Source organism: [Limnothrix rosea] IAM M-220 (assembly GCF_001904615.1).
GTDB lineage: Bacteria > Cyanobacteriota > Cyanobacteriia > Cyanobacteriales > MRBY01 > MRBY01.
In genome coordinates, this window is sequence record NZ_MRBY01000004.1 from 37,769 (window position 1) to 59,440 (window position 21,672).

24 protein-coding genes and 1 pseudogene are annotated in these 21,672 nt (G+C 45.3%); 15 read left to right on the plus strand and 10 right to left on the minus strand.

All coding sequences use genetic code 11. The annotated features are described in order from the left end of the window. Positions 1-120 precede the first annotated feature (120 nt). Both NIES208_RS02745 and nadB read left to right on the plus strand, forming a co-directional pair. A complete protein-coding gene (locus NIES208_RS02745) occupies positions 121-342 on the plus strand; it encodes a hypothetical protein (protein ID WP_075889480.1) in 222 nt (73 codons plus the stop codon). Positions 343-466: 124 nt separating this feature from the next. Beyond that, positions 467-2,125: an L-aspartate oxidase gene (gene nadB, locus NIES208_RS02750; protein ID WP_075889482.1), complete on the plus strand. Its 1,659-nt coding sequence runs from the start codon at positions 467-469 to the stop codon at positions 2,123-2,125. Between the two features lie 130 nt (positions 2,126-2,255). On the opposite strand, the gene NIES208_RS02755 is transcribed toward nadB, so the two are convergent. From NIES208_RS02755 to NIES208_RS02770, 4 genes are all read right to left on the minus strand, one after another. Next, positions 2,256-3,404 (minus strand): beta-ketoacyl-ACP synthase, encoded by a 1,149-nt coding sequence (locus tag NIES208_RS02755; RefSeq protein ID WP_315861612.1) that lies wholly within the window; start codon positions 3,402-3,404, stop codon positions 2,256-2,258. A gap of 128 nt (positions 3,405-3,532) precedes the next feature. Then, complete coding sequence (locus tag NIES208_RS02760) at positions 3,533-4,255, minus strand: peptidylprolyl isomerase (RefSeq protein ID WP_075889486.1); 723 nt, start codon at positions 4,253-4,255, stop codon at positions 3,533-3,535. A gap of 126 nt (positions 4,256-4,381) precedes the next feature. Further along, positions 4,382-4,954, minus strand: a complete 573-nt coding sequence (locus NIES208_RS02765; protein ID WP_075889488.1) for a photosystem I assembly protein Ycf4 — start codon at positions 4,952-4,954, stop codon at positions 4,382-4,384. Between the two features lie 47 nt (positions 4,955-5,001). Next, positions 5,002-6,003, minus strand: a complete 1,002-nt coding sequence (locus tag NIES208_RS02770; protein WP_075889490.1) for a succinate dehydrogenase/fumarate reductase iron-sulfur subunit — start codon at positions 6,001-6,003, stop codon at positions 5,002-5,004. A gap of 262 nt (positions 6,004-6,265) precedes the next feature. On the opposite strand from NIES208_RS02770, the gene NIES208_RS02775 reads away from it, so the two are divergent. From NIES208_RS02775 to NIES208_RS02795, 5 genes are all read left to right on the plus strand, one after another. Continuing rightward, positions 6,266-6,634 (plus strand): AbrB family transcriptional regulator, encoded by a 369-nt coding sequence (locus tag NIES208_RS02775; protein WP_075889492.1) that lies wholly within the window; start codon positions 6,266-6,268, stop codon positions 6,632-6,634. Positions 6,635-6,838: 204 nt separating this feature from the next. Continuing rightward, positions 6,839-7,657 (plus strand): archaeosortase/exosortase family protein, encoded by an 819-nt coding sequence (locus NIES208_RS02780; protein WP_171971700.1) that lies wholly within the window; start codon positions 6,839-6,841, stop codon positions 7,655-7,657. Between the two features lie 92 nt (positions 7,658-7,749). Beyond that, positions 7,750-8,286 carry a hypothetical protein gene (locus NIES208_RS02785; protein ID WP_139324968.1) on the plus strand — a complete coding sequence of 179 codons (537 nt, stop codon included), beginning with the start codon at positions 7,750-7,752 and terminating at the stop codon, positions 8,284-8,286. Positions 8,287-8,377: 91 nt separating this feature from the next. Continuing rightward, complete coding sequence (locus tag NIES208_RS02790) at positions 8,378-9,271, plus strand: carbonic anhydrase (protein WP_084176513.1); 894 nt, start codon at positions 8,378-8,380, stop codon at positions 9,269-9,271. A 6-nt stretch (positions 9,272-9,277) separates the two neighbouring features. Next, positions 9,278-9,541, plus strand: coding sequence for a hypothetical protein (locus NIES208_RS02795; protein WP_075889498.1), 264 nt, complete (start codon positions 9,278-9,280; stop codon positions 9,539-9,541). Here NIES208_RS02795 and NIES208_RS02800 read toward each other — a convergent pair. Further along, positions 9,533-10,129 (minus strand): chorismate lyase, encoded by a 597-nt coding sequence (locus NIES208_RS02800; protein ID WP_075889501.1) that lies wholly within the window; start codon positions 10,127-10,129, stop codon positions 9,533-9,535. The genes NIES208_RS02795 and NIES208_RS02800 overlap by 9 nt on opposite strands. Before the next feature lie 229 nt (positions 10,130-10,358). On the opposite strand from NIES208_RS02800, the gene NIES208_RS19495 reads away from it, so the two are divergent. From NIES208_RS19495 to NIES208_RS02815, 3 genes are all read left to right on the plus strand, one after another. Further along, a complete protein-coding gene (locus tag NIES208_RS19495; RefSeq protein ID WP_216349345.1) occupies positions 10,359-10,550 on the plus strand; it encodes a hypothetical protein in 192 nt (63 codons plus the stop codon). 148 nt (positions 10,551-10,698) lie between these two features. Then, positions 10,699-10,947, plus strand: coding sequence for a 30S ribosomal protein S16 (gene rpsP, locus NIES208_RS02810; RefSeq protein WP_075889503.1), 249 nt, complete (start codon positions 10,699-10,701; stop codon positions 10,945-10,947). Continuing rightward, entirely contained in the window at positions 10,940-11,359 is a 420-nt protein-coding gene (locus NIES208_RS02815; protein WP_075889505.1) for a KH domain-containing protein, read from the plus strand. Before rpsP ends, NIES208_RS02815 begins: the two co-directional genes overlap by 8 nt. A gap of 144 nt (positions 11,360-11,503) precedes the next feature. Here the strand turns inward: NIES208_RS02815 and era are convergent, their stop codons facing one another. Next, complete coding sequence (gene era / locus NIES208_RS02820) at positions 11,504-12,445, minus strand: GTPase Era (protein ID WP_075889507.1); 942 nt, start codon at positions 12,443-12,445, stop codon at positions 11,504-11,506. 494 nt (positions 12,446-12,939) lie between these two features. On the opposite strand from era, the gene NIES208_RS02825 reads away from it, so the two are divergent. The 4 genes from NIES208_RS02825 (at position 12,940) to NIES208_RS02840 (ending at position 16,586) form a co-directional block, all read left to right on the plus strand. Beyond that, positions 12,940-14,235: a M16 family metallopeptidase gene (locus tag NIES208_RS02825; RefSeq protein WP_075889509.1), complete on the plus strand. Its 1,296-nt coding sequence runs from the start codon at positions 12,940-12,942 to the stop codon at positions 14,233-14,235. A gap of 274 nt (positions 14,236-14,509) precedes the next feature. After that, positions 14,510-15,313, plus strand: coding sequence for a DUF6816 family protein (locus tag NIES208_RS02830; RefSeq protein ID WP_171971701.1), 804 nt, complete (start codon positions 14,510-14,512; stop codon positions 15,311-15,313). A gap of 97 nt (positions 15,314-15,410) precedes the next feature. Further along, positions 15,411-16,247 (plus strand): CPBP family intramembrane glutamic endopeptidase, encoded by an 837-nt coding sequence (locus tag NIES208_RS02835; protein ID WP_075889511.1) that lies wholly within the window; start codon positions 15,411-15,413, stop codon positions 16,245-16,247. A gap of 150 nt (positions 16,248-16,397) precedes the next feature. Then, positions 16,398-16,586 carry a hypothetical protein gene (locus NIES208_RS02840; protein WP_075889513.1) on the plus strand — a complete coding sequence of 63 codons (189 nt, stop codon included), beginning with the start codon at positions 16,398-16,400 and terminating at the stop codon, positions 16,584-16,586. A gap of 143 nt (positions 16,587-16,729) precedes the next feature. Here NIES208_RS02840 and NIES208_RS18820 read toward each other — a convergent pair whose 3' ends face one another. Continuing rightward, on the minus strand, positions 16,730-16,873 hold the full coding sequence (locus NIES208_RS18820; RefSeq protein ID WP_171971702.1) for a hypothetical protein: 144 nt from the start codon (positions 16,871-16,873) through the stop codon (positions 16,730-16,732). A gap of 58 nt (positions 16,874-16,931) precedes the next feature. Here NIES208_RS18820 and NIES208_RS19860 point away from each other — a divergent pair. Next, positions 16,932-17,051, plus strand: a pseudogene (locus NIES208_RS19860) (transposase); the annotation flags it as partial. A gap of 254 nt (positions 17,052-17,305) precedes the next feature. Here NIES208_RS19860 and NIES208_RS02850 read toward each other — a convergent pair. The 3 genes from NIES208_RS02850 to NIES208_RS02860 form a co-directional block, all read right to left on the minus strand. Next, positions 17,306-17,638 (minus strand): FeoC-like transcriptional regulator, encoded by a 333-nt coding sequence (locus NIES208_RS02850; protein WP_075889517.1) that lies wholly within the window; start codon positions 17,636-17,638, stop codon positions 17,306-17,308. Positions 17,639-17,794: 156 nt separating this feature from the next. After that, complete coding sequence (feoB, locus tag NIES208_RS02855; RefSeq protein WP_139324969.1) at positions 17,795-20,134, minus strand: Fe(2+) transporter permease subunit FeoB; 2,340 nt, start codon at positions 20,132-20,134, stop codon at positions 17,795-17,797. Positions 20,135-20,201: 67 nt separating this feature from the next. After that, positions 20,202-20,762: a FeoA family protein gene (locus tag NIES208_RS02860; protein ID WP_225875233.1), complete on the minus strand. Its 561-nt coding sequence runs from the start codon at positions 20,760-20,762 to the stop codon at positions 20,202-20,204. Positions 20,763-21,672 lie beyond the last annotated feature (910 nt).

A 21,672-nucleotide genomic window follows, 5' to 3' on the forward strand; every position in this document is an offset into this window, starting at 1 on the left:
TAAGAAAAGAGGCGGTTGTCGTGACTGTGGCGATCGCCTTTTTGTAGACACCAAATTTTAGAAAAAGTAGCGTGTGTTAGCGCAGCGTAACGCACAGAAAATGATGGACTGTTATTAGATATGACTGAATTAACTGGAAAAATTGAAAAGCGCGATGTTGGGATTGGTGTATGGGCACTAGCAGCCACTGATGGTCAGGTGTATGAGTTACGAAATTTACCATCGGACTGTCAGCAACCGGATACTGAAGTGAAGGTTACGGGCAGGGTGCTTGAGGATGCAATGTCGATCGCCATGATTGGCACAATCTTTGAAGTTGAAAGTTGTTCATCACTTCAATGATGTCTGATAACTGATACCTGATAACTGATACCTGATACCTGATAGGGAAGGGGCATTAACGGAACTTTAAGGCTATAGTGATTAAAATTTACGACCCACAATTGTCCTACCGCCCCCGAAACCAATGACCAGTGAGACGAATTTACCGAAGCAATTTGACGTTGTGGTGATTGGCAGTGGGGCGGCGGGCTTGTATGCTGCTTTGTCGTTGCCCAGTCATTTACGAGTGGGTTTGATCACGAAGGCAAAGTTACGGACAGGATCAAGTAAGTGGGCACAGGGTGGTATTGCAGCGGCGATCGCCCCGACCGATTCCCCAGATTTACACTTTACCGACACCATTAAAGCCGGAGCTGGACTCTGTGATCCCGCAGCGGTTAGTTTTCTTGTCAATAATGCGAAGGCAGCAATCCATCACCTTGTGGATATGGGGGTGGACTTTGACCGTAAAAATGGTGAACTTGCCATGACCTTAGAAGCTGCCCATTCCCGACCAAGGGTTTTGCACTCAAAGGACACCACCGGGAAAGCGATTATCACCACGCTGATCGAAAAAGTTTTAGAGCGTCCAAATATTCATGTCGTTTCCCAAGCTTTTGCGCTGCAGTTGCGCCGTGATCAAACAGGTAGATGTTGTGGCGTGAGCGTTTTATATGATGGTTGCATTCATTGGCTTAGTTCTGGGGCAGTAATTTTAGCGACGGGTGGTGGCGGTCAAGTCTTTGCCCAAACGACAAATCCGACCGTGAGCACGGGGGATGGGGTTGCCTTGGCGTGGCGACTAGGGGCACAGTTGCGGGATCTGGAATTTTTTCAGTTTCACCCAACCGCTTTAACCAAACCCGGTGCGCCGCGCTTTTTAATTAGTGAGGCAGTGCGGGGCGAAGGGGCACATCTTCTTGGTTTTAACGGCGATCGCTTTGTCTTTGGCTACCATCCAGACGGTGAATTAGCGCCGCGGGATGTGGTGAGTCGAGCGATATTTAGTTACCTTGCTGAAAATGCGGGTGATCCGGCAAATGCTCACGTATATCTCGATTTGAGCGTTATTCCAGAGGAGGAAATCCGGCGACGCTTTCCGAATATTATTCGAATGTGTGCCGAGTGGGGCGTTGATGTTTTTTCAGAGCCGATTCCAGTCGCGCCTGCTGCCCACTATTGGATGGGGGGCATTAAAACTAAGGCGACCTGTGAAACGTCAATTTCCGGTTTGTATGCCATTGGCGAAACGTCTAGTACGGGTGTTCATGGTGCAAATCGTTTAGCCAGTAATTCTTTATTGGAATGTTTAGTTTTTGCGGCGCAGCTCCACCAGTTTGACCCTCCAAATCCTGATGCCCCGGAAGAAAATATTTCACCAAAAGTGGTCGCGGAACATTGGCGGCGGGAAACGGTGAAAGTCCAAACTATTCGGGCAGATTTACCGTTTTTACTGTGGCAAAGTGCAGGGATTTGTCGGCATCAACAAACTCTAGATGAGGCGATCGCCCAAGTTTCACATTGGCGAGATCAATTACAGGAAATGGCTTTGGCGCAATTTTTACAGCTTCGGGAAGATACCACCATTGAATTTGAACACCCCGACGCGGAAACCGAGCTTCGTCTCTACGCTGAGACCTGTAACCTTGCTGATGTCGCATGGCTAATCCTTAAAAGTGCAGCTTGGCGCACCGAAAGTCGTGGTGGACATTATCGACTTGATTACCCGGCAACTCAACCAGATTGGCAAGTGCACACTTTTATTGAAGGGGAAGAATTTCGGCGATCGCCCCTTGTGGAGTGACGCGTTAGAGGGACACGGCGAATGGGGGAGTGGGAGAATGGGGGAACAGAAAAAACTCATCATTAAAAACCATCTTGTCTCTCTATCTCCGCGTCTCCGTGTCCCCGTATCCCTGTGTCCCCCAACCTCCCTATCCTGCCAAAAATTCATCCTCAAACCGCAGGGCGATCGCCCCATTTTGTCCACCGAAACCAAAGCTTAGACAAAGGGCATGGTGAATTATTTCCGGTTGAGATTGCCAGACAAAATTTAGATCAAACTCAGGATTTCTCAGACCAACACAGGGAAATAGAGTTTGCGATCGCAGCATCATTAAAGAAAAAGCCGCACTCATAATCCCCGATGCCCCAAGACTATGACCCGTTGCGCCTTTACTGCCACTCACCCACGGGCGGTGAGGAAATAATTCTGCAATCATCTGGGCTTCAGCTTGGTCATTAAGTTTAGTGCTTGTGCCGTGGGGATGAATGTGATCAACTTGGTTTGGGGTTAAATTCGCTCTCGTTAAACATTGGGCGATCGCCCGTTGGGCTGGTAAATGGCTTTTTTGTGGCGCACTGACATGGTAGGCATCACAGGTAAAACTCCAGCCGAGAATTTCACCATAAATTTTGGCCTTTCGTCGCCGAGCTGAAGTAAAAGTTTCCAACATTAACATCGCGCCCCCTTCCCCCAGAACTAAACCCTCGCGATTTTTATCAAAGGGAAAACAGCCCTGCGTTGCCATTGCACCCATTTTCTGGAAACCCGCAATACTCAATCGCGTAATTGGTGATTCGATCGCCCCCACCAAGACCCGCTCACAGTCACCGCGCCGTAACAATTCAAAGCCCTGACACAGTGCCCAAAGTCCCGTCGTACAAGCCCCCATCGGTGCCAGTAAAGAACCCGCTGAGCCAATTTGTCTAGCCGTGGCGATCGCCAACTGTTGCGGTAAAAGTTCTAACCAATCTTCTAATAGTTGCTGATTGCCGCCGCGATATTTTTGATTGATTGCTTCAATTTTCCCTTGAAAACCACGACTAGACCCCACCACCACCGCACAATTTTTCAGGGGCTTTGTTAACTTAGCATCCACTAGAACATCGTTAACTAGCGGCGATCGCCACGACTCTAAATTCAGAGGATATTTCCCTAACATCGCCACCGGAATCACCAGTAAATCAGAAAAAGGTTGCCGTAGCCGAATTGCCGTTTTTCCCGCCAGTAGCGCCTGCCATGATTGGCTGAGATTACCCAATCCCGAACATAAACCCATGCCAGTGACGACAACACGCACCATCTTCCCAATGTCCTAAATTATCCCAACAAAAAAGGGTAATCCCCTTTAGACTACCCTGACTATTTCCCTTAAATTGCGCAATTCACGAACATCCATAAAATGCAGTAAGACTTAATTGCAAATCATTACTTAATGAGATTGTCCGCACCTTCAATTAATCTGGCAGATTCAATGCGATCGCCCATTTGAATACTGTCCACCACATCAATCCCTTCAACAACCTTGCCGAAAACAGCATAATTACCATCAAGGAAACTCAACTCAGCCAAGGTGAAATAAAACTGCGCCGATGCCGAATTTGGAGCCTGCGAGCGAGCCATGGCGATCGTCCCCTTTTCATGCTTAAGCGTTACCTTACTCCCATCAAGACTAGCCCGACCATACACAGGATCTTCACTGCCCTCTAACTTGATTTCTAACGGTAAATCCCGGCGAGCACCCGTTTCCGGCTCGACATAGCCACCACGGCCAAGCTGGGCGATCGGCACACTAGGATCTTTCCCCACAGGATCACCACCCTGCGCCACAAAAGGCTCAGGATCGCGAATGACCCGGTGAAAAGCCAAACCATCATAAACCCCCCGCTCCACCAAATCAGCAAAATTACCCGCTGTAATAGGAGCATCTTCGCCATTGAGCTCAATCACAATAGATTGTCCATTGACGACCATTTCAACCTTAGCCATACCCTCTAAACGAGGCGTATAGTCATCAAAAGGATTAACCGTTGTTGTTGTCGACTCAGTCGTACTAGATTCACTGTCCGGTGTACTCGTTGGCGCGCAGCCGACTAAAGTCAAACTTCCGATCAAAACAGCGATACAAAAAACTTGCCACGGATGTCTCATTGGGATCTTTTTTTCTCCGAAAATTTCAACACAACAAAATTCAACAAAAAAGTAGGGAACTCGACGTGTCAATCACACCATAAAGTTCCCATGACCATACTTAAAACATAGGCAAATAGAAAAAATCTAGAGTCCTTCGAGGGGAATCGTTAAAAATCTGGCTAATTCAGCCCCTTGATTTTCCAGTTCAGACAGAGGAATAGGCTCCCCCACACGAGTGAGAGGAATATCGCCCTTATTTTTGACCCGTAAATAAAGTACACGGCGAGGATTTAAGCCTTCTTTGATCTCCGCGCGAATTGCCAAAATATCACTAAGGTCATATTTAAAATCGATAATGCGATTTTTACCAACAAAACCATAACGAAAAATGGTGACTTTACCCGTTTCTTTGTTAAATTCGTTGTAGCCACCGCCGACATTCAGAAAAGCAATAAACCACAGATAGGCAGAAAGTAATGTACCTGCCACACCGTAGAAAGTGAGTGCTGCCCCCTGGGGAATAAACTGTAGTGCGCTTGGATCGCTCACAATCAGAAAATTAGTATGAAAATAGCTCGATAGGCCTGCTAGGAGAAAACCAATACCGCCGATCGCCGACACCGTTGCCCAGAGAAAGTTACTAAAGCGGCGGGAACCAACAATAGATTGACGCAAAATTGCATCTGTGCCAGTCGAAGCCGTTGCCTGTGCTGCCATAGGATTTATATCTAAGATTTTTTTAGAAGAGATTTATTTTAGAACCATTATTTTACTGGATTATCAGAACCAGATTCGATGAGGCTTTCCACCTGCTCAATTAAACCTTTCACTTCCGTTGCTCCTGGGGAGGCTTCAAAAGATATGGGTAGCTTGCCATGGGTAAGCATCCGCCAACCGAGGGGAAAAATTTCACTCACTCCCTGCAACCCCATCACAAGAAAAGCAAAACGTCGTTCATCGATCCAACCGCCATCTTTCACGAGATTAATTAATGTTTTCCGATGACGAACCGTCCGATGCTCTTTGGGATCTTTTTGCTGCAATAATGCGCCTTTGATTTGGGTGATTTGATCCATGGGCGCGACTTCTTGGGGGCAGACGGAGTTGCATTGGTAGCAGCGGGTACAAGCCCACACCCCAAACTCAGGATCATGGTAGTTTTCTAGCCGCTGATCCGTGTTATTATCTCGCGAATCTACCACCATGCGTTGGGCTTTGGCTAGGGCATGGGGCCCAGCAAATTTGGGGTTTACGGCCACTGCATTGCATTCGGAATAGCAGGCACCACATAGGATACAATTGCCAGTCTGGTTAAGTTGTGCCCTTTCTGCTGGTGTCTGGAGAAATTCCCGTTCCGGAATCGCCCGTGAGGCGGTACTGACGTAGGGTTCCACTTTTTCAAGGTTGTCCCAAAACCCCTGCATATCCACGACCAAATCTTTAATGATCGGCATATTTTTGAGGGGGGCGATCGCCAAAACAGGCTCATTATGAGAATCAGGGTCGATGTCTTGCAGACGTTTTATCTCAGAGCCAACATTTTCTTTACAAGCTAGAGCAGAGCGACCATTGATGGTGATGGCGCAACTACCACAAATGGTATTACGACAATTTTTTCGAAAAGCAAGACTCCCATCTTGTTGCCACTTAATCTGATTTAAACAATCTAAAATCGTGGTGCTTTCAGGTACAGAGAGACGATAGACTTTTAATTCCGGTGGAATATTTCTATGGGACTGACGGAGAATTTGTAACGTGATATCCATCGAGACTGCCTAACTTTGCAATGATGCTTTTCGTTTCTAGTTTAAAATACCCGTCTAAAAGATTAAACCTAAAGAAATAAACTTCAATAAACTTGACATTAATTTCAGTCTTACTGAGTAGTTATAAAAAAATAATGAAGGCTTTTTTCAAAAAGTTTTTGATTTTTTTGATCAAAAACTTTTTTTTGCGGTTATATTTACATATGTGATAAATTTGTCACTGAGAAAAATTCGACGCAAAACATAAAAAATCTTAGAAATTATGAGCGAAACAGCAACTACTCCCTTAAAGGGGAAAGCGCTTCTGAGTAAGGTTAAAGAACTATCCCATTTACCCCGTCGTGAAACAGCAAAACTCTGCGGCTACAGCACTACAAAAAATGGCCAAACCCGAGTTAATTTAACTGGTTTTTACGATGCTGTTCTTGAAGCAAAAGGTCTTCCTTTAGACCCGGGTGGTAGTCAAGATGGTCGTGGTCGTGAACCGACTTACCGCGTTAGTGTGCACAAGAATGGTCAAATTGTAATTGGTTCGACCTATACTAATCAGATGAATCTAAAGCCCGGTGATGAATTTGAAATTAAAATTGGCTATAAGCACATTCACCTGAAGCAGATTAGTGAAGAGTAATTTTGCTCGTCCACACCAAATATAGTGATGAGTTGGCGGGTGATTTGTGGGATAGAAGATGTATTATCTATAATCCATCAACATTTGTCTAATTTTGGTTAACCTGATCTATATTTGAAAAAATATATTTAGTCTGGGAGTTATGGATTTTTCATAGCTCTTTTTTTTGTTTTTTTTTGCCCGCCATAGATATTGATGGAGCTGATGGATATATTTTCGCGACAACTTAAACAAAATATGCCGCTGATACTTGGGATGGCTTACATTGGCTTTGTGTTTGCTTTATTGTCGCAAAGCGATCGCCCAGAAATTGGTGGGACAGCAGGATTATTTACCCTGACGCTCCTCTATCGCTGGTGGGAGTCAGAAAAACCTCTTAGGCAAGTGAAGTTTAATATTAGGGCGATCGCCACAGGTATTGTCATTAGTTTGTGGCTAATTTTTAAAGCATTATATTACAGCAACGATGAAGCTTTTTTGCGCATATTGCCCCTACTAGGCTTCACTAGCTGGAGCTTACTTTGTTACGGTTGGCAGAGTTTTCAGAAATTAAGCATAGGCTTTTTTTTACTGGGATTTTTAGCATTTCCCTGGGAAATAGTTTATGTCGTTATTGACTTATCGTTACTGACTACAAAATTAGCCCACTTATTTTTAACAGTTGCTGGTTTGCAAGCGGAAAGGATTAGTACTTTAATTCGCTTAGGATCTGGAACAATTGAGGTTTACCATGGTTGCTCAGGCCTAAAAATAATGCTTCAGCTAGTGGGTTTTAGTTTGATTTATCTAGTGTTAAATCCACAACCTAGGCTGAAAATTATTGGTTTTATTACCGGGGCGATCGCCCTTGGTTTTACTTTAAATGGCTTCAGGGTGGCAATGATGGCCGTGCTCGTTTCTTTGGGAGATGAAAAAGCCTTTGACTACTGGCACCTTGGTACTGGCTCTTTAATTTTTAGTGTGGTGGGTTTAGGTTGTTTAGCATTATGGGGATGGCAGGTGCAGAGATGGCAAAATATCTAAAAAAATGGCATCCATACCTGCTTGGCATACAAACAGTGGCCTTATGTGCTCTTAGCCTTAAGTTGTGGCTAGCTCCCAGTACCCCAAATCAAATGTCTCCTATCGCGGATTATGGCAAAATACAGATCGAAAACTGGCAAAATATAGCTCAAAAATCACTGACGCAGAACGAAATAACTAGTTTGATTTCAGGTGAATTTCGAGGTGGGACAGAGCAGCTATTGACCCAACAGGATCAAATTTTAACGTTGAAGGTCGCAACATTCTCCCATTCGAATGGTGATTTAAAAAAATATCTTAAAAATTATAGCGATAACCTTTTAACGATTACGCAATATGATTTAAACGTTGGACATTATGCTGTGTTTGCCGAAAATGACCGTTTAACAATGACGGCTTGCCTAACTGAATTGCAACAAGGGACGGTAACGGCAGATCAATTTAAAGTGACTCAAATTCGTGCAGCATTTAACACAATACAATTGTGGCGCTGGCTGAGAAATCAAGATCAACTTATTCCCCACACTTGTCACTGGCGATCCCTTAGCCTATCTCCTATTACTCCTGAGGCAAATAAGAGACTCTTGCATATTTGGCTAACCCTCAATAAAACAATGCCGACTCTCTAAATTTTGTATGTTTTTTATTTCTGCCTATCCCCTAACCCAACTCTTTTCCATAATTTGAAAAGGGTCTCGACCCAGCCTTAAGCTTCTTCCCATGATGAAAAAAATACTGGCGATCGCCATCCTTGCGTTGATCTGCCTCTCTTTCCTTACGCCCGTTGCCTATGCCCTCGAAAAAGCTGCAATTATAGAGCTCGAAACTAGGCTATCGACAGAACTAGAAGAAAACACAACCCCATCAGACCTCAATGACATCAAGAATGAAGCACCAGAAGAAGTCCTGATACCAACATCCGATGTCCCAGCAGAAATAGAGGGTGCAACTTACTCATCCGATTGGGATTATAGTGGCGAGGGTGCACCAGAAAATTGGGGCAAACTGAGGGAAGAATACAAACTCTGCGAAGTCGGAGAAATGCAATCGCCGATTGATCTAGATGCAGTACAGTTTAAGACTCAAACTCCCCTTGATCTTGACTATGCTGTCACTACATTTGAAGTCGTCAATAACGGGCATTCGATTCAGGTTAATTATCCAAAAGGAAGTACTGCAACCATCGGCGAGGAAACCTATGAGCTATTACAACTTCACTTCCATACACCTAGTGAACACACCATTAATGGTGAGCATGCTGCCATGGAAATCCATCTAGTCCATACCAATGGGGCAGGAGAGATGGCCATTATTGGTTCGATGGTTGAAATAGGAGAAGCAAGCTATGAGGTGAATAAAATTTGGCAAAATATTCCCGCTTTAGGGGAAAGTCGTCGTAGTGATTTGGCCTTGAATCCAAAGGGTTTCATACCAAAATCCCTAGCCCATGCAACTTACCTCGGCTCTCTGACAACTCCTCCTTGTAGTGAAAATGTGAACTGGGTTGTGATGGCGGAGCCTGTCACTTTTTCTCAGGAACAAATTGAAACTTTTCAACGTTTTTATCCAATGGATGCTCGTCCAATTCAAAGAAAAAAGTCTTGGTCCTATTGATGAAAAATGTCGCTAACTGGTAGGGCTTCTTCTGGTTGGTTTTACCAAATTATTGCGATTGTCCTAATCTTTGAAAAGTTAAAGTTGTGGATTGCTGGTGATTCTTGGCGATCGCCCCACCCACAAGAAATTGAAATTTTCTGTGGACTAGTAAATATGGCGACTCTTTTGCATCATATTTATATGAAAGAGCACTATGTGCCGGAAAATTACACCACAATAATTTTGTTGGTTCGAACTTTAGGGCTTGACTCAAAAAAACTATACTGAGCCAAGATATTTCGATAAATAGGGTGAAAAGACCTCATAAATGAGGGTTAAAGGTTTACCGTCATGCCAAAATAAATAATGTCGTCCCCAGAATGGCCCTTTCTCTTGAAATGCAGTTTCGAGTGCTGGCGATCGCCCATAATAAAGACCTTGAATATCCCGATACAATTCCGTATGGAGACGAGTTAGACTTTCCCAGATCGGCAGACTACGATTTTGTAAATAATCATCCACATGGTTGGCATCCCACCAAGATGTAGCATAGGCAAGACGTTGACCAGAAGCAGTCCTCAACCACACTTGGCGACGTAAATGGGGCGTTGGAATAGCCGAAATCAAACTCGGTGCACCATCATCACCTTGACCGATCGGTGACATGTCAATAACATCAACTTCAATTTTTTCCCGCGTCAGCAGCCCTAGGTGTCTTGTCGGAGAGCCGTCTCCCAATAATAAAATCTGCCAAGCAGGCGCTAACTGACTATGGGGTAAGCCAGCTTGGACTTGGTCTACACCACCCTGCCAAATCGGCTCAAGGCGATGCCACTGTTGCTGGATAGAAGTCGGCGAAGTAAGTGCTGTAGTCAAGGTTCTTAAAAAACTTCAACAATAATTAACGTTGATCATAAACAATTCTGGAAAAGCTTGCTGCAAACCTTGAAATTTAAGCCCTTTACTAAGGAATGATGGCGTTTTTTTTGAGGCTTCATTCAATTGACAGTCCTAGATGCTTATGCTTAGATTGTATATTGGCTATCAGAAGAACTTCGTAGTACTCTGACCATCGGTGAAAGCTCGGTTGGTGGTGTGGCGAAGCATGAACAAAGTAAGCAGTTTACACAATATTTGTTATTATGTAGACATCCTTAAACATGACATGGGAACTCCAGCCAGAGCCAACTGCGGGTCAGTTAAGCCTTGTGATGTGGCGGCTGCTCAAGTCATAAATACCCGTGGGCAACGGGAAATAGAAAATGCCTGTGGAGTCGAGGTAGTGGGGCATCGGTAACGGTGTCTAGCCAACTGGCAGTGAAACAGGAAATCTTTGGGGCGACCCAGGGAAATCTCCCGGCATACCCGCTAGGGCGGCTGGGAGAGGATGTCAATTAGTCAGATTCACTATTTTTAGTAACTATAGAAATTCCTTAGAAATCCCAATGGTAAAGCTACGTTTAAAGCGTTTCGGCAAAAAGAGAGAAGTTAGTTATCGTATTGTTGCTGCGAAGAGCACTAGCCGTCGTGATGGCCGTCCTCTTGAAGAGCTTGGTTTCTACAACCCCCGCACAAAAGAGACTCGCCTTAATGTTCCTGCAATTGTTAAGCGCCTTCAAACTGGTGCTCAGCCGACCGAGAAGGTTCGCAGTATCCTAGAGAAAGCTAAAGTATTTGACCAAGTTAATGCCTAATTCCTCCGATTCCTCTACACAGCTCGCCCCTGATTATGGGCAGATTGTTAAGTTTCTCCTAGAGCCTCTAGTTGATGATCCAGCTTCTCTAAAGGTTGATTGTGAAAGGCTTAGTAGCACTGAAAAAGTCTGGGTGCGTGTGGCTTTTGAGCAAGAGGATAAAGGTAAAGTTTTCGGTAGGGGCGGCCGTAATTTAAAGGCCATTCAAACCGTTCTTGATACTTCTGCTATTGAGACAAATCATCAGGTTTATCTGGATGTTTATGGTAGTAGTCGTGATGACAGTTCGAGGGGCTCTCGTTCTGGTGGATCCCGTGGTAGGGGTGGTGAAGGCCGTCGTCGTTCATCTTCATCGCGTCGCCCTCGTGCTCCGAAGCCTTCGCCTCAGTTGCGGTCAAATGGTGATGGCTAGTGTTTTGCTTTAAGGCATGCATGCGGGGCGATCGCCTCTGCTGGAGTTGATGAGTATTGCCTCCGACAAAAAAAGTTTATAAATGACCAAGAACCTTGCTGAGCGAGGTTTTTTTATTGGCCATATATTGAAAATTAAAACGAGTTAGCTTTCGTCTAGGCTATAGCCTAGTTCAGCTAGACTGGCACGGGATTGACGCCATTTTGGTTGCACTTTGACGAATAATTCTAGGTAAACTTTTCCGGCAATTAGCTTTTGAATTTGTTGGCGGGCGGCGGTGCCAATGGTTTTGAGCATTGAGCCTTTTTTGCCAATCAGGATGCCTTTTTGGGAGGAGCGTTCTACGTTAATGGCGGCACGAACTTCTGTGATTTCTGGTGATTCTTTGACTTGCTCAATGGCGATCGCCACAGAGTGGGGCACTTCTTGGCGGGTGTGGAGCAAAATTTGTTCGCGGATGAGTTCTGCCATAATGAATCGTTCCGGCTGGTCGGTCACTAGATCTGGGGGATAGTAGTAGGGGCCTGGCTCTAGGGACGAAATCAGGGCATTTTCTAGACTATGGAGGCGATCGCCTTGAAGCGCGGAAAATTCCTGTAGTTGCCAATGATTCTCTGAGGCTAAATCTTGATAGGACTGGAGGATATGGGGCTTATTCTCGGGGCGCTGGTCAATTTTATTCACGCCGAGGATCACAGAAGCTTGGGTCTTGGTGAGAAAATCTGCGATAAAGCGGTCTCCTTTGCCAAGGGGAACAGATCCATCAACGATAAAAACGACTAAATCTACTGCTCCAACGGTGCTACGGGCATTTTTTACGAGGATTTTGCCCAGTTCGTGGTGGGGTTTGTGGATACCCGGTGTGTCAACAAAAATAATTTGCGATCGCTCATTGGTAAAAATCCCCCTTAGGCGATTGCGAGTGGTTTGCGCAACGGGTGATGTAATGGCAATTTTTTGGCCAACTAATTGATTCATTAATGTTGATTTCCCAACATTTGGGCGACCCAGTAAGGCCACAAAGCCTGATTTGAAATCGGCAGGTGCGATGGGAATTGTTGGAGTGAGGGGAATATCGCTGGTCATAAAGTTGGGTATAGATATTTCTCTATTTTACTGGCTGAATGCGTCGCCATAGCCACGGTATACCTTCTGTAATGCAGGGGGCGATCGCCCCATAACGTCCCTAGTCAGCAGGGCAAAAAATCGGTACAAAGAAACTGAGTTTTTTGAGTAAAACCTCAAGTCCAATCACCAGACTGAAGCCCAACATGCCCCGCAAAATTAAGCAAAAAACAATGCTTGGGGATTTTCTGATTAAAGCTATCTGCTGTAAAAAAGCCACAAAAAACGCCCAGCAATGCCCCGAACTTGGTATTGAGTAAAGGCGATCGCCATGATGCCACCGAGTATCTAAATTAAAACTTTTTGGTAGAAAAAATAACTTGTTTAGGTTTCGCTGCAGTTACCCCCAAAGCCAATGATCACCCAAAGAAAACCCGCAAAAACTCGATTATCAACATTGCGCTAAAGTAAATAGACCTAAAACCATCAGCCGCAAAGACAGACCTGCTCTTCACATGACCTCTATCCTAGTCTCCCCGCCACGCCTCAATACCCCAACTATCAAAACATTACCCAATGGCTTAACCGTGGTTGCGGAACAGGTTCCAGTCGATGCTGTCAGCCTTAATGTCTGGATGAATATTGGCTCTGCCGTCGAAGCCGACAGTATTAACGGCATGGCTCATTTTCTTGAGCACATGATTTTTAAAGGGACTCCCCGCATTGCCAGCGGTGAATTTGAGCAGCGCATTGAAGCCAAGGGCGCAGTTACCAATGCAGCAACCAGCCAAGAATATACCCACTACTACATTACCTGTGCCCCCAAGGATTTTGCCGAGCTTGCTCCCTTACAGCTAGATGTATTACTAAATCCCAGCATTCCCGACGATGCCTTTGAGCGAGAACGTCATGTTGTCCTAGAAGAAATTCGCCGCTCAGAAGATAATCCCCGCCGCCGCACTTATTTCCGAGCCATTGAAACAGGGTTTGAACAATTGCCTTACCGTAGACCTGTCCTTGGCCCCGCATCGGTGATTGAGGGATTAAAGCCCCAGCAGATGCGTGATTTCCATGGGTTTTGGTATCAGCCCCATCGCATGACTGCCGCTGTTGCTGGAAATTTGGAAAGCGATCGCCTGATTGAGTTGGTGGCAGAGGCCTTTGAAGAACTATATCAACCTCAAGCGCTGACCGCTGAAGTGCCGACTTTTGCCGCTTTAGAGTCGGAGGACTCCTTTGATGAAATTGTCCGCCGTGACTATGAAGATAGTAGTATCCAGCAAGCGCGTTTAGTGATGATGTGGCGTGTGCCGGGATTAAAGGATCTAGAGGAAACCTATGCCCTCGATCTGCTGGCCATGATTTTAGGTCAGGGGAAAGTGTCGCGTCTCTACCGAGATTTGCGAGAACAACGGGGTCTGGTCTCGCAGATTAGTGTGAGTAACTTTACCCAAAAACATCAGGGCATTATTTATATTTCTGCTAAATTACCGGCTGAAAATATCCCCGCCGTCGAAGCGGCTATCTTGGCTCATATCCAAATGATTCAGCGTGAATCGGTTCTAGGGCAGGAAATTGAGCGGGTCAAAACTCAGGTGGCTAATCGCTTTATCTTTGGTAATGAACGTCCCGGCGATCGCACAAATCTCTATGGTTATTACCAGTCTTTATTCGGTTCTTTAGAGCCTGCACTGAACTATGTTGATCGTATCCATCAAATTACGGCAGCAGAGATTCAAGCTTCGACAATCAAATATCTGAATCTTGGCGCTTATGCCGTAGTTGCCATTAAACCAACTGCTGAAAATTAAGCTGAAAATTAAATATCAAGGGTCTTGTTTTCATCAGGAGGCGATTATTTTGTCTGGGATTTTGAATGTTTGTTGTTTTTTTGCTACTGGAGAGTGTAGATCTACTCCGATGGAATTCGGTAAAGTGTTAACGGCTTAAATTCTCCCGTGATCAAGCTTTGAGCATATATAGATATTTTATTTAATAGGGAATAAGCGGGAATAAGCGTCCTTGAAATTCTTTGCCATAGTCCCCCCAGACTTTTTTCTGTTTGACAAGATACCCTAGTTTTTTATGCTGCTGAGTGCGACTAAAATATCTAAATTTTGCCGATTTGTTAGTCTTGTCTTTTGCCTCTGGTGCAGTTTTGGGGCGATCGCCGGGGCGGAAGGTTTGCAAGCGCGCATCAGTAGCTATCCAAATTGGTCACGCTTTCCCTCGGTTGAGACGGTTCAGGGCGCGACGGATTTGGTTTATCCCAGCTGGATGGGAGGAACATGGCAGGTTACTAGTATCCTCCGCGAACAGATTGCGCCGCTAGCCCCAGATATTGTCACGCCGGGCTTTGAGCAAAATCGTCAATTGACGGATCAGCCAATTGTTTTTACGGTTAAATTTGAGCCGCAGCAATTTTTTGAGCAACCGGCCTTTTCACTACCGAAACTGTTGGGGGGCGATCGCCCCATTGTCGCTAACCGAGAATTTAACGGCACAGAAATTGCCAAAGCCTATCTCGGTAAACAGGGGTTTCTCACAGTGAAAGTTGACCCCACCAATCCCAACCGCCAACTCACTCGCCTCAACAGCGAACAAGCCCTCATTTCAACCGTGACGGCAAGGGCGACCGAAACACCTAGGGAAACTGAATTTTTAAGCACCGAAATTACCCAGCAGCAGTTTCGAGGCATCCCCGATGCCTATCTCAATACCGTAGAAACCACCACAGACTATCGGTTGCAAAACTCTGGCCTAATTACTGCGACGCAAATTACTGCCATCTATCTGTCACCCAATGATCCCCAATTTTTTAAGGCGAACAATCGGCCTGTCGCCCTCTATCTTTACGATCTCAAACTGGAACACATAAATCCGGTTTAGGTAAACTTGGTCTTCATGGGAAAAGGCGATCGCCGCCTCGCTTCTCAACCCCTGAGAATCCGATACATTAGAAACTGAAGAATTCCCGTAAACCCCCTTGAAACCATTTTGGCAACTTTGTCGGCAGTCCCCAGCACCGCTACGGCTGTTTTTATTTTTTGCATCATTAGCCGTACTTTGGTTGCCTTTAGCTACCCCCCTTTACCTTTTGCTACGGCAGGACGAAAACCTCACGACCATTGTGACCATGGGTTTGCTCTTCGTGATTTTTTTGTTTTATTTACCCCGATGGGTGAAACAAGTGCATAGTCTCGACAAACCTTTTGGGCAATATGGATTAGTCTGGCAAAAAATTAATGGTGTCGAACTGCTCCAAGGATTGGCTTGGGGATTTTGCTTCACGTGGGGTCTATTGATTATTCAGCATTTACTAGGTTTACTCACCATCCTGCCGCCTTCTACAACAATTATTCGCTTTGCCCTAGAAGGAGCCCTCACGGGTTTGGGGGTCGCCCTTGCCGAAGAATTAGTCTTCCGTGGCTGGATTTATGATGAGCTCGAACGGGATTACCACCCCACAACTGTTCTGTGGAGCTGTGGCGGACTGTTTGGGATCGCCCATTTTTTGAAACCATTAATGGAAATGATTCGCACATTACCCGTGCTGCCCGGATTAACCTTACTAGGCATGACCCTTGTCTGGGCAAAGCGGGGCTGTCGAGGACGATTAGGCAAACCGATTGGCTTACATGGAGGGCTAGTGTGGGGCTATTACATTTTTAATGTGGGTGGTTTGATTCAATATCATGATGATATTTCCCCTTGGATTACAGGCGTTGATGGCAATCCCCTCGGTGGTTTATGTGGCATTATCGGGCTTTCCTGTCTCGCGTGGTTAATGTGGCGATCCCAGAGACATACTGCAACCCCCTAAACAGACTATATAAAACTTCATAGAACTGCATAGACCGCCATGACGGACTCTAACAAGCTAGTTATTGATTTTTATTCGCAATAAACTTGACTTGAGAGGTAGTCTTTGAATACAATTTGACTGTCCTTAATTGAGAAAGATTATAGATAAATGAGAATTGTTCGATCCTGTGGTGTCAGCACAATTGCTGCTTGTTTGAATGTGACAAGAAAAGAGGGGATATCGGGAGGATTATTGGGCGATCGCCCCAATGCTATTACGAGCTCAGAAACCCTAGAGTTCCAGTCTGACGATGGTTTTCCCGAGGAGATAGATATTTTACAAGGAGAGAAAGGCTAGGACTACTGCTTTGTGCCCATGGGTCTTATTTAAAGGAGTCGCTACATGTTTCTAATCGATTTTGTTTATTTTATGTTTGAAAAAGTCTTAGGATTACCGGATCAAGACTAATAATTATTTGCAATAAAAGTATTGGGATTTCACTAGGTTTTGTTGCTGGCGATCGCCTTGCGCTTCGGGCTTTTCAGGTCGGCGATCGTCACAAACACAAGTTGGGGTCGGTACAGAGTAGGGGGATTAACAATGTCGTGTGTTAGTCCCTTTTTTTTTAAGCGTGGCCCTACCAAAAAGCACCGCAAGCTCACTTAAATCAAAGCCAATATCTGCAAATATTCTGGTATGAGCATGGATACCATCAGCATTAAAGTTTGTCATAATCGCCATATCTCCCAACACAAAGTCGTTGACGGTTCCGCTGCCCATGGGAAAACTTCTGTCGATTGGCTTTGGGACTTTAAGCTGCATCCAGAACAAAGACTAGCAAAATTAGTACAAAATCCTTGGCTATACCTTGTACGCTTAGCTCCAGAAACAGCGCAGACCCTATGCTCGCTATAGTTTTTTACTCTTGGATTAGCCCGTTATAAAGACCCACATCTCTATTCACTTTTATCAGGCTTTGCCGTTCGATCAATGGCCACTAAGCCTCACCAGTGTCTCTATTTTTAGAGAAAATCAACGGCTCTATACCAGCTCCAGACCGTTCTTACCTCTCCTTGTCACCCCCTGAGCTCAACATTGCATTGACAGTCACTATTTTCTGGATTACGGAGAGTTTTAACCCGCTTTTTGGGAGCCTTATTTTGTTGTGAAAAAGCAAAACTTCTGGGCTGTTGATCGATCCATTCATAGAACTCGATCGCCTTAGGATTGCAAGCAGTGCAACCATGGCATTTACCGGGAGTTGGTACTTTTAAAACTCGACCCTTACGCATCAACTTGTGGAGCATTTGTCTGATCACATCCTCACTCATATGAAAATGGAGCTCTAATTCTGCTAGGGAAACGCGATGATAATCAGTGATGAATTTTTGTAGTTCTTGGAAGATCATAATAATAATGCCAGCCTTCGCTTAGGATGTCGGTTTTATATTTTGTCCGTAGTTTTTTCATGCTTGAAACGGTCGATTTAGATTAACTTGAGGGGTTTGCCATCTCCCTAAATGAGTTTGATGAACCTAGATTTAGGGAGATAAGTACTGGCATTTTTAGGAGGACTGACTGTAATCGAAGTTGCTACCAAGATTATTGGAGACTTTAAGGAATTTGAAAGAGGCGATCGCCGCCGCCATCACTCCCACCCCACCAATCACCCAGGCCATCGACGACACCGGATGCAGCGAGAAAGTCGCAATCTGATAAAACATCACCGCAACCCAATAACCCAAACCCGTCGTCCAGCCAGCCACCAAGAGCGTCCACCCCAAATTTGTCTCACGGTAAACCGCACCAGTCGCCGCAACACAAGGGAAATACATCAACACAAACAATAAGTAAGCAAAAGCAGCCGTCGGGTTCTTAAATCTTTGGGACATTTGACCAAAAGTACCCGTAGCAACCTCCTGTTCATCCGCCGCCATAGCCTGATCCGTCACCTCACCAACACTTAAACCGAGGGGATCGAGCATTTGATTCCCCAAATCAGCAAAATTCGCCGGAATCGTCGCAAAAGCCTCACCAATGCCGCCCCCAAAATCGAAGCTTGACTCCTCCTCAACTGCCTCAGATTCCTCCTCGATCGCCAATTGACCATAGAGAGAATCAAGGGAACCCACCATCGCTTCCTTCGCAAAGACACCAGTAAAAATGCCGACAGTCGCTGGCCAATTGTCCCGTTCAATGCCCATCGGTGCGAACAAAGGCGTTACCGCTCGGCTAGTGGCAGACAAGATCGATCCCTTACTGTCCTGAGCACCAAAAGAACCATCCGTACCCACAGAATTTAACAAGCTCAAAATCATCACCATCAAGACGATCACTTTCCCAGCTCGCACCATAAAACTTTTCAGTCTGTCCCCAGCCCGAATCATGATGCCTTTGAACCGAGGGATGTGATAGGGCGGTAATTCCATCACAAAGGGAGAGGCCTCCCCTTCCATGATCGTATTTTTCATCACGATCCCCGTGAAGATCGCCGCGCCAATGCCAATGAGATACAGTCCAAAAACAAGATTTTGTCCATTTTGTGGGAAAAAGGCGGCGGCAAATAGCGCGTAAACCGGTAATCTCGCCCCACAAGACATAAAGGGATTCATCATGATCGTCATCAGGCGATCGCGCTTATTTTCCAAAGTTCTCGTCGCCATAATTGCCGGCACATTACAACCAAAACCCACCAACATCGGCACAAAAGACTTACCCGGTAGCCCCACAACACGCATCAACTTATCCATCACAAAAGCCGCCCTTGCCATATAGCCAGAGTCTTCAAGAATGGAGAGAATCACAAACAACAAGCCGATTTGGGGAATAAACGTCGCCACCGTTTGCACACCACCACCAATCGCCGTAACAAATCCAATCAACCAGCCGGGAGCACTAATCGACTCCAACCAAGCTTGGGGAGCATCCACAAACACCGTGCCCACAGAAATATCAAAGAAATCAATAAACGCGCCCCCAATATTAATAGCAACGAAGAACATTAAGTACATCACCACCAAAAATAAAGGCATCCCAATCCAACGATTGAGCACAATTTGATCGATCTTGTCCGAGGTGGTGCTGCTGATGGTGCGAGTCTGTTTAACCGCACTTTTCATCAGGCTACGGATAAACCCATAGCGACTGTCCGCCACGATAATATCGATATCTTCGTTTAACAGTTGATGGATTTTGCGACGATTTTTAATCACAATTTCATCCACCTTTTTTCCCCTGACCTCTGGAGCGACACTGTCCTCATATTCCAGTAGTTTCAGGGCAAACCAACGGGTAGAAATTTTCTTATTGCGCCCTTTCTCTTCGATTAGGGGTTCAATTAAATGGATGCTGTCTTCGATGACGGCTGGGTAGGCAACAACTGTTGGTAAATTCCCCGGATTTTTAATGAGCTCATTAATCTTGCTCCGGAGTAGGGTAATGCCTTCCCCTAAAAAGGCACTGATGGGAATGACAAAACAACCGAGTCTTTGGGACAGTTCTTTCGTGTTAATTTCTAATCCCTGTTCCTTTGCTACGTCCATCATGTTTAATACGGTCACCATGGGGAGGTGCATTTCTATGATCTGGGTCGTGAGGTAGAAGTTCCGCTCTAGGTTGGAGGCATCAACGATATTGATGACTAAATCGGCTTCTCCTGTGAGCAGATAATCCCGCGCAATTAATTCATCGAGCCCTGTGTTATCGTCTTCTGCGTCGAGGGAATATACGCCCGGTAGATCCACGACGGTGACTTCAATGTCGTCATAGATATATTTACCTTCTTTGCGATCTACGGTGACTCCGGGCCAGTTGCCTGTGCGTTGGTTGGCTCCGGTTAAATCGTTGAAGAGTGTGGTTTTGCCACTGTTCGGGTTGCCAATTAGGGCGATTTTCTGCTTTCTCATGGGTTTACTGGTTGATCATTCTTGATAGCGGTTAATGGTCGATGGGGAGGGAATATTGTTGTGGTTTTTACAACTGCTCGACGACTAGTGCTTCGGCTTCTCCTTTGCGTAGGCTCAATTTGAAGCCTCTAACTTTGATTTCGACGGGATCACCGAACGGGGCAATGCGGGTTACGGTGAATTCTGTGCCTGGTGTTAGACCCATGGCGAGGAGTTTTTTCTTGTAGGCTTTTTTGTCAGCTTCACTACTCATTTGGTAGCGGATGACTTTTGCTTGTTGGTCTACTTGGAGGTCTTTTAGGGTGATGACAGCATTTTCCATGTCTTTGATTTCTTTGATCTCTACTAAATAATCGAAGGGACGGTCTGAGACTAAGATTTGCTTCGCCATGGTTGCGTCAATGCCGATGCGGGTCTCTCCTACTGCGATGAGGAGGTTGCCGGCTAGGTTTTGAATGATATTGATAGCCATGCCGGGGGCTAGGCCCATTCCCACTAGGCGATTGATGCCGTCTTTGTTTTCGTAGCCGGCAATCCAGAGGCGATCGCCCATGGGGGCATTAGCGAGAGCCATCAAAGATCGCTCGTGTTTTTGGGAGTTGTCTTTATTTGTATTGATCTGAACCATGTCATTTCCTTCTCTATGTACGAGATTTAGACTCCGAGATTTAGACTCCGAGATTTAGACTCGTTGTCTGTTTGTCTTGCCATCGTTAGGTGGATGTGGTGAAAACGGGACAGTTTTGTTTGGATAAAAAAAAGTCGCCTAGTGGAAGCGCAATGTTATTGAGAAGCTTTCCTATTTAATTTCTATCCAGAGTAGTCCCACTATTCAATATGGGCAATGTGATCATTCATATATGTTTAAATTTCAGGCGGAACCAGTGGCGGTATCTGCTGTGGGGGTCAGCTTTGGGGATGGTGAAAATAGGGGCTGAAATAATTTTGAGAAAAGCCTTGTAAGCTTTGGTATTCAATGCTTTACAACTTCTGCTGCAATGGGTTTCTGAGGGGGGCAGAGTGTGTCTTTTTTTGTTGAAAAGTCAAGGTTTATTGGTTTGTATTTTTGTAAAAGAGGGTAAAGAATTGACAATTTAAAGATCGGTTAATGGCTTTTTTTTTGATAAAAATCAAGTTTAATTGGCAAAGTCATTAATGCTATAAATAGTCATTTTTGGGGTTTGGCTCCAGTGTTCGATTTTTATGTCGGCTCAATTGGGCGATCGCCTCGCTGGTAGTCAAAATTAGAGGGAAGTGAGCACCATTGGCAGGGAAAAATAAACACCCAAAAAAGCTGAAAGATCTACTCCTAACCTGAGTTCGGTTATGGTGCTTTCTCTAGGGGGTGACAAGTGGGAAAAAGGTTGCGGAGAGTGAGTTTGAGAAAAGAAGGGCAAAAAAGCAGGGAGAAGATTATCGCCGGAGGGTCAAAGCGAATGGTGGTTTTGGGGCTATATTGGACTGTTTTGGTGAGCTGATTAGAATAGAAACGGCAGGACAGGCAAGTTGGCCAATGGGTTGGTGATGGCGTTGGCAAA

Coding starts and splice junctions, on each gene's coding strand:
- NIES208_RS02745 (WP_075889480.1), top strand. CDS start 121: ATGACTGAATTAACTGGAAAAATTGAAAAGCGCGATGTTGGGATTGGT.
- nadB (WP_075889482.1), top strand. CDS start 467: ATGACCAGTGAGACGAATTTACCGAAGCAATTTGACGTTGTGGTGATT.
- NIES208_RS02760 (WP_075889486.1), bottom strand. CDS start 4,255: ATGAGACATCCGTGGCAAGTTTTTTGTATCGCTGTTTTGATCGGAAGT.
- NIES208_RS02765 (WP_075889488.1), bottom strand. CDS start 4,954: ATGGCAGCACAGGCAACGGCTTCGACTGGCACAGATGCAATTTTGCGT.
- NIES208_RS02770 (WP_075889490.1), bottom strand. CDS start 6,003: ATGGATATCACGTTACAAATTCTCCGTCAGTCCCATAGAAATATTCCA.
- NIES208_RS02775 (WP_075889492.1), top strand. CDS start 6,266: ATGAGCGAAACAGCAACTACTCCCTTAAAGGGGAAAGCGCTTCTGAGT.
- NIES208_RS02780 (WP_171971700.1), top strand. CDS start 6,839: ATGGATATATTTTCGCGACAACTTAAACAAAATATGCCGCTGATACTT.
- NIES208_RS02785 (WP_139324968.1), top strand. CDS start 7,750: ATGTCTCCTATCGCGGATTATGGCAAAATACAGATCGAAAACTGGCAA.
- NIES208_RS02790 (WP_084176513.1), top strand. CDS start 8,378: ATGATGAAAAAAATACTGGCGATCGCCATCCTTGCGTTGATCTGCCTC.
- NIES208_RS02795 (WP_075889498.1), top strand. CDS start 9,278: ATGTCGCTAACTGGTAGGGCTTCTTCTGGTTGGTTTTACCAAATTATT.
- NIES208_RS19495 (WP_216349345.1), top strand. CDS start 10,359: ATGAACAAAGTAAGCAGTTTACACAATATTTGTTATTATGTAGACATC.
- rpsP (WP_075889503.1), top strand. CDS start 10,699: ATGGTAAAGCTACGTTTAAAGCGTTTCGGCAAAAAGAGAGAAGTTAGT.
- NIES208_RS02815 (WP_075889505.1), top strand. CDS start 10,940: ATGCCTAATTCCTCCGATTCCTCTACACAGCTCGCCCCTGATTATGGG.
- era (WP_075889507.1), bottom strand. CDS start 12,445: ATGACCAGCGATATTCCCCTCACTCCAACAATTCCCATCGCACCTGCC.
- NIES208_RS02825 (WP_075889509.1), top strand. CDS start 12,940: ATGACCTCTATCCTAGTCTCCCCGCCACGCCTCAATACCCCAACTATC.
- NIES208_RS02830 (WP_171971701.1), top strand. CDS start 14,510: ATGCTGCTGAGTGCGACTAAAATATCTAAATTTTGCCGATTTGTTAGT.
- NIES208_RS02840 (WP_075889513.1), top strand. CDS start 16,398: ATGAGAATTGTTCGATCCTGTGGTGTCAGCACAATTGCTGCTTGTTTG.
- NIES208_RS02850 (WP_075889517.1), bottom strand. CDS start 17,638: ATGATCTTCCAAGAACTACAAAAATTCATCACTGATTATCATCGCGTT.
- feoB (WP_139324969.1), bottom strand. CDS start 20,134: ATGAGAAAGCAGAAAATCGCCCTAATTGGCAACCCGAACAGTGGCAAA.
- NIES208_RS02860 (WP_225875233.1), bottom strand. CDS start 20,762: ATGGTTCAGATCAATACAAATAAAGACAACTCCCAAAAACACGAGCGA.